The organism is Caballeronia grimmiae (genome assembly GCF_022879615.1).
In the GTDB taxonomy this organism is placed as follows: Bacteria; Pseudomonadota; Gammaproteobacteria; order Burkholderiales; family Burkholderiaceae; genus Caballeronia; species Caballeronia grimmiae.
In genome coordinates, this window is record NZ_CP084272.1 from 208,412 (window position 1) to 223,047 (window position 14,636).

Consider the following 14,636-nt stretch of genomic DNA (forward strand, 5'->3'; position numbering starts at 1 on the left):
GACTACCGGTGATTCCGCACGCATTCCTGCAGGATTTGCTCAATCGCGTCGATATCGTCGACGTGGTGGGCCGCTACGTCCAGTTGAAGAAGGGCGGCGCGAATTTCATGGGCCTGTGCCCGTTCCATAACGAGAAGAGCCCGTCGTTCACGGTCAGCCCGACCAAGCAGTTTTATCACTGCTTCGGCTGCGGCGCGCACGGCACGGCAATCGGCTTCCTGATGGAACACACGGGGCTGACGTTTCCGGAGGCGGTGAAAGACCTCGCGCAAGGCGCGGGGCTGACGGTGCCGCAAGAGCCTTCGAATTCGTTTCGCGGCGGCTCGGGTGGCGGCGAGAGCGCGCCGAGCAAGGCGGTCAGCACCGCATTGACCGAGGTGATGCAAACTGCCTGCGATTTTTACCGCAAGCAGTTGCGCGCCGCGCCGAACGCCATCGCGTATTTGAAGAAGCGCGGCCTGACCGGCGAGATCGCCGCGCGCTTCGGCCTCGGCTATGCGCCCGACGGCTGGCAGAACCTCGAAACCGCGTTCCCGGATTATCGCAACGACAATCTCGTCGAAGCGGGCCTCGTGATCGTCAGCGAGAAGACGGACGCGCAAGGCCAGGTGCGCCGCTACGACCGCTTCCGCGAGCGCGTGATGTTCCCGATACGCAATGTGAAGGGCAATGTCATCGGCTTCGGCGGACGCGTGCTAGACGGCGGCGAGCCGAAGTACCTGAATTCGCCGGAGACGCCCTTGTTCAGCAAGGGAAGCGAGCTCTACGGCCTGTTCGAAGCGCGTCTTGCGATCCGCGAACTGGGTTATGCGCTCGTCGTCGAAGGCTATATGGACGTCGTGGCGCTCGCGCAGCTGGGTTTCGCGAACGCCGTGGCGACGCTCGGCACCGTCTGCACGCCGGTCCACGTGCAAAAGCTTTTTCGCCAGACGGACACCGTGGTGTTCAGCTTCGACGGCGATTCCGCTGGCCGCCGCGCCGCGCGTCGCGCGCTCGAAGCAGCGCTGCCGCACGCCGCCGACAACCGCACCGTGAAGTTCCTGTTCCTGCCGAAGGAGCACGACCCGGACAGCTACGTCCGCGAGTTCGGCACGGACGGCTTTGGCGAGCAGGTCGACCGCGCAATGCCGTTGTCGCAATTTCTGCTCAACGAGGTGCTGAACGACAAGGAGCTGGAACAGCCGGAGGGCCGCGCAAAGGCGCTCTTCGACGCCAAGCCGCTCCTGCAGGCGCTTCCGGCGAACGCGTTGCGGGTGCAGATCCTGCATATGCTCGCTGACCGGCTCGATACACCGTTCACGGAAATTGCGGCGCTGTGCGACATTGATTCGCGCGCCGCCGCCGTCGCCCGCGCGTCGGTGCCGAAGAGCGAACGCCGTCGCGTGACCGGCCAGGAACAGCGCGCGCTGCGTAATCTGGTGATGTATCCGGGCATCGCGGTATCGCTCGATGGGGAGGGCGAACGCACGCTCGTCACCATGACCGAGCACGGCGAATTGTTCAGCGAAGTGATCGGCCACGCACGTGAACTGGGCGGCGCGGCGGAGTTCCAGATGCTGTCGGATGTCTTGAGAAATGCTGCAAATGCGCCTACATACGAGGATATCTTCCAGGAAATTCTCGCCTATGATGAAAACGTGCGAGATCTGCTGCTCCGCGATCCATCGGATGAAGGCGCGGCGGAGCGCGTGGAAGAGCAGAAGCGTCTGTTAGCGGAGGAATTGCAGGCAACGGTGGTGAAGCTGCGTCACGACACGTACCGGGCGCGGCTGGATCAACTGGCGCGGCAATCGAACTTGTCGGCGGAAGAGGTCGCGGAATTTTCGGACCTGTCGGCAAAAGTCGCGCAGATCAAGGCTGGCAGGGCCGCTAGCGCAGATGCCGAAAGGTGAACTGCTATAATAAAAAGTTCAAAATTCGTTGTTTTTAGTCACTTAGTTTGTCGGGTTCGCGTCAGGTCGGCGCGAGCCAGCGAGCGACGCGTGACAGAGTAGATCGGGAAGGTCGGGTAGGGTGAAGCAAGGCGCTGGCTGAATCGGCTGTCGAGCGGACGCGGTTGCGGCGAGTGCAGTAATGCGCCGCGAAGGCGTGCCGAGACACGCGGGAACGGGCGGAAAAGCACGCCGACGAACAGACGGGCGCAAGCGAACCGGCTGCTATTGCGGGTAGAGCGATTCACGATCGGGCGCAGTGCGTTCGAACCGCGATAGGGCTCCGGGCAGGGGCACGCGGCAGGTCAGCAGGAAGCGGCGTGCGCATTGGGTATTCACGGTTCAATCGGTTGCCGTCCGGCAGCCGCGAGTCGAGACTAGAGCCTGTATGGCGAACTCCATGACGAAAAAGCTGAACGATGTACCCGTCGAAGACGACGCAACGCAAAACGCAGAGCCGGCTGCCGCACCTGCGGCGAAGGTCGAGAAGGCCAGGGCTCGCGATCGCCGCGCGAAGGAGAAGGCGCTGCTGAAGGACGCGTTCGCGTCGAGCGCGCCCGGCACGGTCGAAGAGCTGGAGGAGCGCCGCTCCAAGCTGCGCGCGCTCATCAAGCTGGGCAAGGAGCGCGGCTTTCTCACGTACGCCGAGATCAACGATCACCTCCCGGACAACTTCACGGAAACCGAGGCGATCGAAGGCATCATCAGCACGTTCAACGACATGGGCGTGGCGGTGTACGAGCAGGCGCCCGATGCCGAGACGCTGCTTCTAAATGACAACGCGCCGAACGCATCCTCGGACGATGAAGTCGAGGAAGAGGCCGAAGTCGCGCTGTCCACCGTCGATTCCGAATTCGGCCGCACGACCGATCCCGTGCGCATGTACATGCGCGAGATGGGCACGGTCGAGTTGCTGACGCGCGAGGGCGAAATCGAGATCGCGAAGCGCATCGAGGACGGCCTCAAGCACATGGTCATGGCGATTTCCGCCTGCCCGACGACCATCGCGGACATTCTCGCGATGGCCGAGCGCGTGCAGAACGAGGAAACGCGCGTGGACGAACTCGTCGACGGCCTGATCGATCCGAACGCGGAAGACACCGACGGCTTTTCCGAGCAGGAAGCCGAGGCGATCGAATCCGAGGAAGAGGAAACGGACGAGGAAAGCGACGAAGAAGAGGAAGAGGACGACGGCGCTGCGCAAGCCAGCGCCAACGCCGCGCAACTCGAGGCGCTCAAGCGCCAGTCGCTCGAGAAGTTCTCGCTGATTAGCGAGTGGTTCGAGAAGATGCGCCGCGCGTACGAGAAGGAAGGCTACAAGTCGAAGGCCTATCTGAAGGCGCAGGAGGCGATCCAGACCGAGCTGATGTCGATTCGCTTCACGGCGCGCACCGTCGAGCGCCTGTGCGACACGCTGCGCGCCCAGGTCGACGAAGTGCGTCAGGTCGAGCGGCAGATTCTGCATACGGTCGTCGACAAGTGCGGCATGCCGCGCGCCGAGTTCATCTCGCGTTTTCCGGGCAACGAGACGGACCTCGACTGGGCGGACAAGGTCGTTGCCGAAGGTCATGAGTATAGCGCCGTGCTTGAGCGCAACATTCCGGCCATTCGCGAACAGCAGCAGCGTCTGCTGGATTTGCAAGCACGCGTGGTGCTGCCGCTGAAGGATTTGAAGGAAACGAATCGTCAGATGGCGGCGGGCGAATTGAAGGCGCGGCAGGCGAAGCGGGAGATGACCGAGGCGAACTTGCGTCTCGTGATTTCGATCGCGAAGAAGTACACGAATCGCGGCTTGCAGTTCCTGGATCTGATTCAGGAAGGCAATATCGGCCTGATGAAGGCGGTGGACAAGTTCGAATATCGTCGCGGGTACAAGTTCTCGACGTACGCGACGTGGTGGATCCGGCAGGCCATTACGCGGTCTATTGCGGACCAGGCGCGCACCATCCGCATTCCGGTTCATATGATCGAAACGATCAACAAGATGAACCGCATTTCGCGGCAGATTCTGCAGGAGACCGGTCTGGAGCCGGATCCGGCGACGCTGGCCGAGAAGATGGAGATGCCGGAGGACAAGATCCGCAAGATCATGAAGATTGCGAAGGAGCCGATTTCGATGGAGACGCCGATCGGCGACGACGACGACTCGCATCTCGGCGATTTCATCGAGGACAACAACACGGTCGCGCCGGCGGATGCAGCGTTGCATGCGAGCATGCGCGATGTGGTGAAGGACGTGCTGGACTCGCTGACCCCGCGTGAGGCGAAGGTGCTGCGGATGCGGTTCGGCATCGAGATGAGCACGGATCACACGCTGGAGGAAGTTGGCAAGCAATTCGACGTGACGCGCGAGCGGATCCGGCAGATCGAGGCGAAGGCGTTGCGCAAGCTGCGTCATCCGAGCCGGTCGGACAAGCTGAAATCGTTCCTCGAAGGCAGTTGATGCGTTCGGCGGGCTTGTATTGAGAGACGTTGTAAGGCAAACTCGCAGACCTTCGAGAGTCGCCTTGCGCATCTTTCTGAAGCATCAGAAAGCGCCGCTGCGGCGCTTTCTTTTTGTCTCTTTTTGCTCGCTGCGCTTGTTTGCGCTGTCTCAGGGCCGGAAGCTTAACTGGTATAAGCTGTCGACTCATAATCGACCGACAGTGGGTTCGAGTCCCACCCGGCCCACCAAAATTCCTTCGTAAAATCAAATACTTACGGAAATTGAGAGGCGTCCAGGGACATCCCAGGGACAATTTCGTTTTCGGCCTCCTGAATTGACGATCGGTTTGCCGCGGCTGGCGGCCGTGTTCAGGTGGAAACTGGCGGCTATCGAATGGGCCGTGTAGGGCCTTTTGGGGCGGTGTGTGCCGGGCTGTCGGCGTCGCCGGAGTTCTTCCTCCCACTCCCGCTGCGTGCGGTTTCAGCCGGGGCTGGCGCCGTTTGCTGCCCGCGTGCCCAGAGCCGACTCCAGTCGCGCCATCTCCAGGTCGTTCTGGTTGCCGTCGATCCACTTCGCGTAGATGCGCAGGAACATCTCCACCGTGTGGCCGAGTTGCTTGGCGCAGAACGCGGGCGTCATGCCGGCCATCAGCATGCTGGTGGCATAGCTATGGCGCATGTTGTAGGGGCGCCGGTAGCGGATGCCGAGCCGCTTCAGGATGCGCGACCAATACACCCGCAAGAACGCCTCCTCGCTGTGCCAGGGGCGGCTGTACCGCGGGTCCTGGAACACGCGCCCGCCCGCGAGCCCTGTGACCGCACGTTGGCGCTGTAACGCGGCGTGTGAGCGGCTATTGAGCCGCACCAGCCGCGCTTCGGCCGTCTTGGTGCGGTCCTTCTCCTCGCCGCCGACCAGCACGCGCTCGATCGAGACCGCATCGCCGTAAAGATCCACGTAGCGCCAGTCGAGTCCGTTGAGCTCAGAGGTGCGCAGCCCCGTCCAGAACCAAAATTCGATGTAGTTGTGAATCTGTGGATCGACCTTCGCTGCTTCGGCGATGATCGCCTCAGACTCGGCGCGCGAGAACGGATCGGCAGGCTGGCGCTGGTGCTTGGCGCGCGGTACGGCTTCGGCGAGGTTGGTCGACAGCAGTTTGTCGGTGACGGCGAGTGTGAACGCCTGACGCAGCACGGAGACGTAGTTGTTGATGGTCTTGCCGCTCAAGTCAGGACGCGAAGCAATTGCCGTCAGAATGTGCGACAGCTTCAACGCCCGCAGCGGTATCGATCCAAGCGTGCGCTGCTTGCCGTCGCATGGCGCGCGACTCCAGAACTTGATGGCCGCGTCGTAGCCGCCGCGCGTCGAGTTTTCGATACGCAGGGTGGTGAGCCACTCGATCAGCCACGATTCGACGGTCAGCTCGGCGGGGCTCGTGGTCTCGTCGGAGTCCGGGAAGTACTCCCGCATGATGAAGGTGCCGGTGCGAATGCGCTCGCAGATCTCGATGATCAGCCGGTTCGCATACTTGATGTTCGCGGGCGTGGGCGCTAGGGCCTCGCCGTCGATCATGAGCGTGGGGCGGTAGCGCATGCCCTCGACGGTGAAGTGCATGCGCATGGAGGTGTCGCGGATTTCTACTCCGCCCGATGTTCGATTCGTTCGACCCATTTCTCGTAAGCTCGTAAGTCAATAAAAATGCCGCCGTCCGGCGAGTGGTGATATTCGCGTCCAGCGATCCACTTGCCGTCCTCGATCTTGCGACGGATCGCTTTCTCGCTCAGTCCCGTCATCTCAGCGGCTCGTGCGATGGTCACGTAGTGGACGGGCGACAGCGGGGTAGGTGGCGTGATCATCGTTAGTGATCCTCTGTGATGACTGGACCACTGTGCGATGGATTCCCGTCACTGCGGCTGTTGGCGTTCTCTCTCTGGTTCAAACGCAGGTCGACGATACCGTTGCGTGCCGTGAACATCCACTCGTGGGTGTCGAATGGGTGCAGGTTCGGGCGCAGGTGTCGCTTTTGGGTCTGCGGGGCGCACATGCCGCTTGATTTCAGCGCCGGCGTGAGCGGGACCGCTGCAAATAGCCCACGCCCGCCTCGAGCCGTTTCAGGTCCTGCTGGACCTTGCGCAAACTGCGCCAGTCCGAACTGGTGGACGAGACGATCACGAAGTCGCCGGTGCCTCGGTGCCGCACGCGCACGTGATGGTCAGTGCGGCTGACTTCGAGCGACGGATGACGCGCGAGCAGCTTGCGTACGTTCTTGTCGGAGACGAGGCACCTCACGTCTGCTTCCAGTCGTAGTCGCATACGGCCGGTGGACTCATTGCGGCTTGCCGGACGTGGCGTGTACTTCGATAACGTGAACCGCGACATCGTCGAACATCTTGGTGAGCAGGTGCTTCACTCGGAAATCTTGTACCTCTCGCCGCGGCCGGCTTCGATCTAGTCAATAAAAATCACTGACAGTGATATCGCGCCGCTCGTGTCAATGCGAGCCATTCGACGCCGCTTCTTCACCCGTGAGCGCCGATTCCAGCCGCGCCATCTCCCGGTCGTTCTGGCTGCCGTCGATCCACTTCGCATAGGTGCGAAGGAACATTTCGACGGTGTGGCCAAGCTGCTTCGCGCAGAACGCGGGCGTCATTGTTAAACGCATTTGAAATCTGAGCCACTGGGGGTGCGGCATGTCGTAGGGCCGGCGGTAGCCGATGCCAATCCGCTTCAAGATGGGCACCCGGTAAACCCGCTGGAACGCCTCCTCGCTGTGCCACCGCTTGCCCGTGCGCGGGTCCTGGAACACCCATCCGCCCCGCGACCTGGGTGAAGGCGCGCTGGCGCAGCAGGGCGGCCCGTGAGCGGCTATTCAGGCGCACAAGCCGCGCCTCGGCCGTCTTGGTCCGGTTCTTCTGCCCGCCTGCGACGAGAACCCGCTCGATGCCGATCGTATTGTCCTTGAAGTCGACGTAGCGCCATTCCAGCCCGTTGATCTCCGACGTGCGCAGCCCGACCAGAACCACAGTTCGATGTAGTTTTGAATGCTCGTCCATCCGCGCGGCTTCTGGAATGATCGCCTCGGACTCCTCGCGCGAGAACGGATCGGTGAGCTGACGCGGGTGCTTTGCGCGCGAGACTGATTCGGCAACATTGGCCGGAATCAACTCGTCGGCCACCGCGATGCTGAGCGCGAGGCGCAGTACGGAGACGTAGCTGTTGATCGTCTTGTCCGACAGTTCGCGACGGCTGGCGATGGCCGTCAGGATTTGCGAAAGCTTCAGGTTGCGCAGCGGCAGGGTGCCCTGCGGCCGGCCTCGCTGCGGATCAGTTTTGCGCCGGTCCGGCCTGGTCGGCGGAGTGCTCGTCCAACGTGAACGCCTGGAGGTATCGGGCGCGGATGGCTCACACGGCACGCCGTGGGGCACCAACATCGGCGCGCGGTTTCTGGGCAACCAGACGTGGAACGGCGGAACCAGTACGCAGTCCGGAATGGACTGGAGCCTGGGGGCCTATGCCGGCGGCAACGCCGTGTCCGACACGATTCTGTGGCCGGCGAGCTACGGCAATGTGCAGTCGGCGAGCAACGCAGCGCCCGCGTTGGGCACGGTGATCATAAAGTCGTCACCTATCAGAACGGTGCCTTCTGCCTTTATCTGAATGGCGCACTGCTCACCACTGCCCACTCCACCAACGTCACCATCCGCGCAATGCTGCAGATTGGCTCGACCGGCTGGACCTGCCGCGCATTGAATGGCGCAATTGGGGAAGTCGCCCTGTATGGCAGCGCGCTGAGCGCCCAGCAGGTTGCGGCGCACTACGCAGCGGGCCTCGTCCCCCATCGCGTGTCCTTATGGTTGTCCGCTTAACGCTCGTCGTCACGACATTGCTCGTGTTGTCGGCCTGCACGCTCATCCATGTCGCGGGTGACTCGAACAGCGTTGCAGACGGTGGGAACCACAGCGGTACGCTCACTGTGCCCAAGGCGAAGGTTGACCGAGCGAGGCGGCTGCTCAGTCGGCAGGGCCTTGAGTACAAGCAGCCAGGAAGCACTGTGTCTAATCAAGTAATTGATGTTTGGCAATCGTATTTCGGCCTGCTTAGGCGCGCACGCTTATCACGCGAATGGGCCTTGATACATCTGCTGCATTAATTCGTCACCAATTTTCACCGAAGTGTAGGGTTTCCAATACGCAGATCATGCGAGGCATTGACCTGAGTAGGATGTAATCCTAAATTCATCGTCCAAAAATGGGCGCACAACGATCTCACGTCGTTGCTCTGAACAAGAAAGGATGGCGTATGAATGCTGTGACAAAACCGCTGATCGACGCGCTGCGTCATCCAAGCGCGCGCCTCAGTCAGCACATGAGCATCTGGATCGGAACACATGAGTTCGATCTTGACGTGCTCAAATTCAAGATGCGTTCTGGCTTTTGCGAAGACTACGTCGTGGATGTCACGGTAACTTCGTCGCAGCTCGACATCGACGGCAAGCTTTGTGTCGGACGCCGCGCGGGTTTGCATATCGACGAGCGCGTCACGGTGCCCTCAGTCAACTATGTCGATGCCGTTGATCATGATGCGGCGGCCTTCAATGGCGTTGTCACCCGCTGGAAACGCATCCGCACGAGCCGGGACGAGTCTGCCTATAAATTACGCATCGAACCACGGTTCGCTGCGCTCTGCAAGCGCGTGCACGGGTCCCGGCGCTTCGTCGATAAGACCTTTCAGGAAATTGTCACAGAACTGTTGGTCGACCGAAGGAACTTCGATGCGGTCGATGTCGAGTTCAAGCTGGAAGGTTCGCAAGAGAAGCTCGAACAGGTCGTGATGTACGAAGAGTCCGTGTGGGCGTTTATCGCGCGCCATTGCCGACGCAACGGGATCGTCTGGTACTACAAACAAGGGCGCGGCAAGGACGGCCAGCTCGACACGATCGTCTTTGCGGACAACCCGCGCGCCTATGTGCGTTCAATCGACGTTCCGCTGCTACCGGCATCCGGGCTCAACAACAACTGGCACGAGGCGATCCTGACGCTCGATGGCGAGCGCGCATTGGTGCCGGAGACGATCGAACTGTGGGAGCGCAACTATCGCACGCCGGAAGAGCCGCTGCGGGCCGCAACATGTGTGTCCGACGAGGACGGTGACCGCTCGGTGTTCGGTCAGATCAACCGAAGCACGGAATTCCATCTGACGCAGGAAGGAGGCAACGCTCGGGCGCAGATTCGGCGCGAGGAGCAAGTTTCCCGTCAGCTCATGGTTCGTGGCACGAGTAACGTGAAGGCGCTCCTGCCGGGCGTGGTGGTCAAGCTGACTAATACGAAGTCGCCCATCGCCCCATACGGGTTCGTGATCAAGTCGATGATCATGAAGGGCAGCCGCACGAAGCCGGCGCACAACCGGTTCAAGGCGATGCCCGCGCATCTGGTCTACCGTCCGAAGTTCGATTACGAGAAGCATTGGCGTTTTTTGAGCGGTCCGGTTGTCGGCGTGGTGACTACGTTCGATAGCTCGCCCTACGGATGCATGGACGAACACGGGCGTTATCCCGTGTTGCCGAAGTTTTTGCAAGGCTCGGACAGCGTCGAAAAGCAGGTGCTTAACCTGCGCTTGTTGCGTCCGTCGTCGTCGTATCAGGGCGGCTTTCACGCGCCTTTGCTTCCATCGACAGAGGTTTTGCTGGAAGGAGCGCACGGCGATGTGGACCGCATGCATATTTCCGGGGCGCTGCACGACTATTCCCATCCCGATGTCGTGCATGGCGCAGACGCGATGTTCAGCTACGCGATCTGGCGTTCGCCGTTGCGTGGCGCGGAAACCGTGTTCAATGACTTGCAGGGCAAGGAGAGCGCGCGTATTGCCACGGTCCATGGTCAGTCGGCGGTGAACCTCGGGTATCTGCTCGATAGTAAGAAGCTTGCGCGTGGGACCGGCGTCGAAATTACCAGCCGGGATTGGGCGACCGTTCGCGCAGCAAAAGGTCTGTTTTTCTCCGCTGACGCAGCGGCTGGCGCTGACACGCCGCATCTGGAGATGCCCGCTGCGGTGGCGCAACTGAAGGCTGCGCTGCAACGTGTGACGGATCTGGCGGCCGCGACCTCACAGGCCCAGGGCGATGCAGCGGATCGTGCGACGCAATCGGCGTTGCTGGATGGATTGAACGAGCTTCGCGATGCGGGCCTGCTGGCCAGCGCGCCGGGCGGCATGGGCTTCGTCACGCCGAAATCGGTCCAGCATTCTGCGGGCGAGAGCGTGATCGTCACGGCAGGCCAGGACATGGACGTGAGCATCACGCGACGCTTGCGCATGGTGGCGGGCGATCTGATTTCTCTCTGTGCGCACAAGCTCGGGCTGCGACTGACAGCGGCGAAAGGGCCGGTTGAAATCGCCGCGCAAACGGGCGGCATGGATCTGTTCGCGCAACAGCAATTGCGCATGGCCAGCGAAAGCGCGGAGGTGCAGGTGGCGGCCAAATCGAAGATCACGCTCAACAGCGGCGGGGCGTCGCTGGTGATCGAGGACGGCAACATGACGTTCAACTGTCCAGGCGCGTTCGTCATCAAGGCGGCGTCGTTCACGTTCCAGGGGCCGGGTAATGCTGCGACGCCGTTGCCATCGCTGCCAAGAAGTAGCCTGAAAATTTCAGACCAGTATTCGTCGTCGCACTAAAACAATGATTATCAGCCCTCCATTTCTACCCGCTTCCGGCCTGACGTCTAACGATGCGTCGAGGCCGGACCCCATGATGGACTTTGTCGACGAGTTCGAGATTGGCCATCACGGCGTTTATCCGATTGCCTTCGATCGACGTTTTCACTGCGGGATTCATTTGAATCCGGGCACGCAGGGCGCGGGCCACGCAGAGCCCGTGCGTGCGATCGCCGATGGCGAAGTCGTAGCGTATCGGGTCTGCCAAAACGCCATCTCTGACGGCGCGATCGACGCAACCACCGGCCATCCCAAATTAAACTCGAACGCTGGCTTTGTGCTGCTCAAACACACGACCGATACGGGTGAGGGGCGAACGATCACGTTCTACTCGCTTTATATGCACTTGCTGGACATGAACGGTCAGCAGCGAATCGTTCCGCAGCCGACCAATCCTCCAGAGACAGGATCGGCGAATGCGTTGCCGAAGTGGCTGCTCGACACATCAGGCGGCAACGATGGGAAGGTTCTGCCGGGTGGAACGAAGAAGGTATATCGCAAGGACATTCTTGGCTACATGGGGCAGCATCAGGGCGTGCCACATCTGCACTTCGAGATTTTCATGACCACGGGTGACTTCACGTCGTGGTTCGAGCAGGCCGGGCACAAGGTTCAATTAGGCGAGAAGCGCCCGATTCAGCCCACCTCGACTGACTACTGGGGACATTCCTATTTCATTATCAAGGGGCCAGTGGAATTGGCGGCGCAGCCGGCGGGCATGGGCGACAGGTGGTTTCCGCGTGTGCCCGGCGGCTCAGTCGGTCAACATGACACGTTGTATGTCGAGGCATGGTTCCACAAAGGGCGGCGCTATACGAAGGCCTGGATCGACCGCGGCAATAGTGGCAAGGTTACTCTGCTAACGCCTAGTCCTATTGCAGATCCCTACGATAGCGACACCAAGCAGTACGAGTACGACCTGTATGAGCGCGCAATGGCTCTCTATTCGGCATGCCCAAGCGATGGCTATGAAATGCTGCGGTTTGGGCGCATTCTCTCGCATCCGGTCGCTTCTGGAGCGGCTCCTGCCACCTGGATTGCAGTGCCATTCAACGAGACTGGCACTCAGGGTTACGTCAATGTTGCGCCCGACGCAGTCATCAAATTGTCTGACGCCGACTTTCCATTTTTCAAAGATTGGCAAAAGATTGATGATGGCAACACGCCCTTCAGGGAAAATGGACTATGCGGATACGATGAGCTTTGTCGTGTAACCGGCGTAGCGGACCCACAGACGACTGCCGGCATGGTGCAGCCGTTGGAGTACGACAAGAACAACGCCGACCATGCCAACCAGCAGCTTGCGGGGTATGTGCGTCATGCGGACGGCGTTCGTCCCAAACTGAAGGGGCTGATCTGCAAAGCTCGAAGCGAGTGGGACCCGTCCGACAATGAGGACCGTTATCGAGATCTGAAAGCTCCTGATGGTTTTTTTGGTAAGCAGACGCTGACCAATCCCAATGGTTACTCGAATTTCCTCGCGTTTCTGAGCAAGTCTCAATTTCTGGATAAGACACCGCTCGCTGGGAAGGAGCTTTGGTTCTTTCATCCATTGGCGTTTATTCGGCACTTTAGGATGTGTGGGTGGTTAAGTGCCATCGAATTTAAACAATTGCTGCCGACAGAAGTGCTGCGCGAGGCCGGAGCGAATGTGTTGTACTACGAGGATGTGGCGTATTCGGCACGTCGGTCAGACCTCGCGAGAAGACATCGAATCCCGTTGAATATTGCTTTGCGAAAGTACAGTATCTCAACTCCTGAACGCATGGCGGTATTCTTTGGAAACTCTGTGCAGGAAACGCAGTGGCTCGAGAAATTGCATGAGAATAACCGCAATGAATGGTACTACCCATGGGACGGCCGAGGATTTCTGCAGCTCACACACTCGTCGAACTATATCGGATATTGGGATTTTCGAGGACGTAAGTCTCAGATTTCACAAGCCACACGCGATGCGTTGGCACGCGCGCAAGCTCAGGCGAACCAGCATCGCCCTCAGGCCCAACTGTACCTGGCGGACTCGGTCAGCGGAGCGACGGCTTTGTGCATCGGCTGGCGCGAGCAAGTTGGTGCGGAGGGCACGCCTGTCACGCCGGAAGACACTCTTGCCCCCTCCGACAGCGCAGGCTACTACTGGGCTCAGATGGGCATGGGGCGTTACGCTGATAGGCGGACGGTTCTTGTAAGGCGATCAATAACTGCAACGCGACCGCCAGATCCGAAGCATCCGCGGCCAAATTCGCCCTGCACCAAGATTTATTACCATAGCATGAGCTTTAGGGATGCGTCTGCATCTGTGAATCTCCCTAGTGCAGTGGGGCAACCTAATAGACCGTTTAATGGCTACATCGCTCGATGCGTAGCATACGGGCAGGCGTTAGCTGTGCTGGCCGACAACAAATTTCCGGATGCAACGGGGGACCCTGTACTTGGATTTCCTGAAGGCCGCGTTCCACGGAGGGGGTGAACATGCGTAAAATGATTTTATTATCCGTTATTGGATTGTCTTTAGCAGTCGCCCCATTGGTCTCGAACTCTATTGAAGAACATTCTGTTGATAACGAGTCGTCAAGACTAGTGGTCGACATGGGAAAGAACTGCGTTATAAGCGTTAATGATTACTTCAAAGGTCATTTTGCTAGTGAAATGCAATCCAATGCATCTTATTGGACTGACAGGCCGCCTGGTCGGACATCGCTCACGAAATTTTCCGTTGACTTTGTTTGTGATAATTTGGTCGATAAGTCCAAAGAGGATATCGCACGCCAGTATGGTGCTACCTACGATGGCGAACATGGAAGGTGGGTTCCATATTACGACAGCGAAAGGGATTCGAGCCTGCTGAGTGCATTTACCAAGGTGCGTGACTTAAAGTCAGTCAATGGACGTGGATTCTATCTGACACAAGACGACCGAGACGGTAATCCGGCACAGCGCGAGCGTTACCTCGCATTCTGCATATTTCACGACTCCACTGCTGTGTGTGGCAGTAAGCCCATTATGTACCTTGGCGATCCGAAGGGCAGTCTGCTTCCGTTCGTTCTAAGAATCCTCCGCAGCGTGGAGTTCGTTGATACCTCCCTGCGCAATTAGGACTGGCAATATCGCTGCCGTCCAATGATCTGAGCGATCAGACGAATCACAAGGAAAAGATTGGTCAATGGAGGCGGGAACGGTTACTACGAAAGGCAGGCCTATTCGATGTACATTTTTCGTTTGATGGGGGACGGAACAGATGTCAGTGAAACCGTGACGATAAACCCGCCTGATCCAAAGAACGCAGTCGTCGCTAGCATGCTAAGGCCGGAGTGATTTGATGAAAGTCTGTAAGATTGTCCTATTGGTTTTTTTGTTGGCCGCCACGTGGATGGCCCATGCAGCGAACGACTCCAGAGTAGTTTTTTCACCGGCCAGTGACGTTCAGGCGGTCGTGGAGACGAAGGGTCGAAGTTTGTTATGGAGAAGCGAGCGAGAGGGTTAGTCCGTCAAGGAAACATTATCCTCGATACCGAAAAAACTATTCATATCGCAGTGGGTGGTTACGACTTTAGTGGACGATTGGGATTTTTGGT

At 59.5% G+C, this 14,636-nt stretch carries 10 protein-coding genes and 1 tRNA gene; 7 read left to right on the forward strand and 4 right to left on the reverse strand.

Annotated elements, in window-relative coordinates; all coding sequences use genetic code 11:
- Nucleotides 1-8: 8 nt before the first annotated feature.
- The 3 genes from dnaG to LDZ21_RS14670 all read left to right on the forward strand — a co-directional run bounded on the left by dnaG (nucleotide 9) and on the right by LDZ21_RS14670 (nucleotide 4,604).
- Nucleotides 9-1,892: a DNA primase gene (gene dnaG / locus LDZ21_RS14660; protein WP_244795556.1), complete on the forward strand. Its 1,884-nt coding sequence runs from the start codon at nucleotides 9-11 to the stop codon at nucleotides 1,890-1,892.
- A gap of 427 nt (nucleotides 1,893-2,319) precedes the next feature.
- Nucleotides 2,320-4,374 carry an RNA polymerase sigma factor RpoD gene (rpoD, locus tag LDZ21_RS14665; protein WP_244795557.1) on the forward strand — a complete coding sequence of 685 codons (2,055 nt, stop codon included), beginning with the start codon at nucleotides 2,320-2,322 and terminating at the stop codon, nucleotides 4,372-4,374.
- Nucleotides 4,375-4,527: 153 nt separating this feature from the next.
- A tRNA-Ile gene (locus tag LDZ21_RS14670) sits at nucleotides 4,528-4,604 on the forward strand.
- 232 nt (nucleotides 4,605-4,836) lie between these two features.
- Here the strand turns inward: LDZ21_RS14670 and LDZ21_RS14675 are convergent.
- The 4 genes from LDZ21_RS14675 to LDZ21_RS14690 all read right to left on the reverse strand — a co-directional run bounded on the left by LDZ21_RS14675 (nucleotide 4,837) and on the right by LDZ21_RS14690 (nucleotide 7,784).
- Nucleotides 4,837-5,973: a site-specific integrase gene (locus LDZ21_RS14675; protein WP_244795558.1), complete on the reverse strand. Its 1,137-nt coding sequence runs from the start codon at nucleotides 5,971-5,973 to the stop codon at nucleotides 4,837-4,839.
- Nucleotides 5,974-5,990: 17 nt separating this feature from the next.
- Nucleotides 5,991-6,209, reverse strand: coding sequence for an excisionase family protein (locus tag LDZ21_RS14680; RefSeq protein ID WP_244795559.1), 219 nt, complete (start codon nucleotides 6,207-6,209; stop codon nucleotides 5,991-5,993).
- A 199-nt stretch (nucleotides 6,210-6,408) separates the two neighbouring features.
- Nucleotides 6,409-6,666, reverse strand: coding sequence for a hypothetical protein (locus LDZ21_RS14685; RefSeq protein ID WP_244795560.1), 258 nt, complete (start codon nucleotides 6,664-6,666; stop codon nucleotides 6,409-6,411).
- 206 nt (nucleotides 6,667-6,872) lie between these two features.
- Complete coding sequence (locus LDZ21_RS14690; protein ID WP_244795561.1) at nucleotides 6,873-7,784, reverse strand: tyrosine-type recombinase/integrase; 912 nt, start codon at nucleotides 7,782-7,784, stop codon at nucleotides 6,873-6,875.
- A 114-nt stretch (nucleotides 7,785-7,898) separates the two neighbouring features.
- On the opposite strand from LDZ21_RS14690, the gene LDZ21_RS14695 reads away from it, so the two are divergent.
- The 4 genes from LDZ21_RS14695 (at nucleotide 7,899) to LDZ21_RS14710 (ending at nucleotide 14,157) form a co-directional block, all read left to right on the forward strand.
- Nucleotides 7,899-8,219 (forward strand): LamG-like jellyroll fold domain-containing protein, encoded by a 321-nt coding sequence (locus LDZ21_RS14695; RefSeq protein WP_244795562.1) that lies wholly within the window; start codon nucleotides 7,899-7,901, stop codon nucleotides 8,217-8,219.
- Between the two features lie 433 nt (nucleotides 8,220-8,652).
- Entirely contained in the window at nucleotides 8,653-11,025 is a 2,373-nt protein-coding gene (locus LDZ21_RS14700; RefSeq protein WP_244795563.1) for a type VI secretion system Vgr family protein, read from the forward strand.
- Nucleotides 11,026-11,098: 73 nt separating this feature from the next.
- Nucleotides 11,099-13,531, forward strand: a complete 2,433-nt coding sequence (locus tag LDZ21_RS14705; protein WP_244795564.1) for a hypothetical protein — start codon at nucleotides 11,099-11,101, stop codon at nucleotides 13,529-13,531.
- A gap of 2 nt (nucleotides 13,532-13,533) precedes the next feature.
- Nucleotides 13,534-14,157: a hypothetical protein gene (locus LDZ21_RS14710; RefSeq protein WP_244795565.1), complete on the forward strand. Its 624-nt coding sequence runs from the start codon at nucleotides 13,534-13,536 to the stop codon at nucleotides 14,155-14,157.
- Nucleotides 14,158-14,636 lie beyond the last annotated feature (479 nt).

Coding starts and splice junctions, on each gene's coding strand:
- LDZ21_RS14700 (WP_244795563.1), top strand. CDS start 8,653: ATGAATGCTGTGACAAAACCGCTGATCGACGCGCTGCGTCATCCAAGC.
- LDZ21_RS14685 (WP_244795560.1), bottom strand. CDS start 6,666: ATGCGACTACGACTGGAAGCAGACGTGAGGTGCCTCGTCTCCGACAAG.
- LDZ21_RS14690 (WP_244795561.1), bottom strand. CDS start 7,784: ATGTTGGTGCCCCACGGCGTGCCGTGTGAGCCATCCGCGCCCGATACC.
- LDZ21_RS14705 (WP_244795564.1), top strand. CDS start 11,099: ATGATGGACTTTGTCGACGAGTTCGAGATTGGCCATCACGGCGTTTAT.
- LDZ21_RS14710 (WP_244795565.1), top strand. CDS start 13,534: ATGCGTAAAATGATTTTATTATCCGTTATTGGATTGTCTTTAGCAGTC.
- LDZ21_RS14680 (WP_244795559.1), bottom strand. CDS start 6,209: ATGATCACGCCACCTACCCCGCTGTCGCCCGTCCACTACGTGACCATC.
- rpoD (WP_244795557.1), top strand. CDS start 2,320: ATGGCGAACTCCATGACGAAAAAGCTGAACGATGTACCCGTCGAAGAC.
- LDZ21_RS14675 (WP_244795558.1), bottom strand. CDS start 5,973: ATGCGCATGCACTTCACCGTCGAGGGCATGCGCTACCGCCCCACGCTC.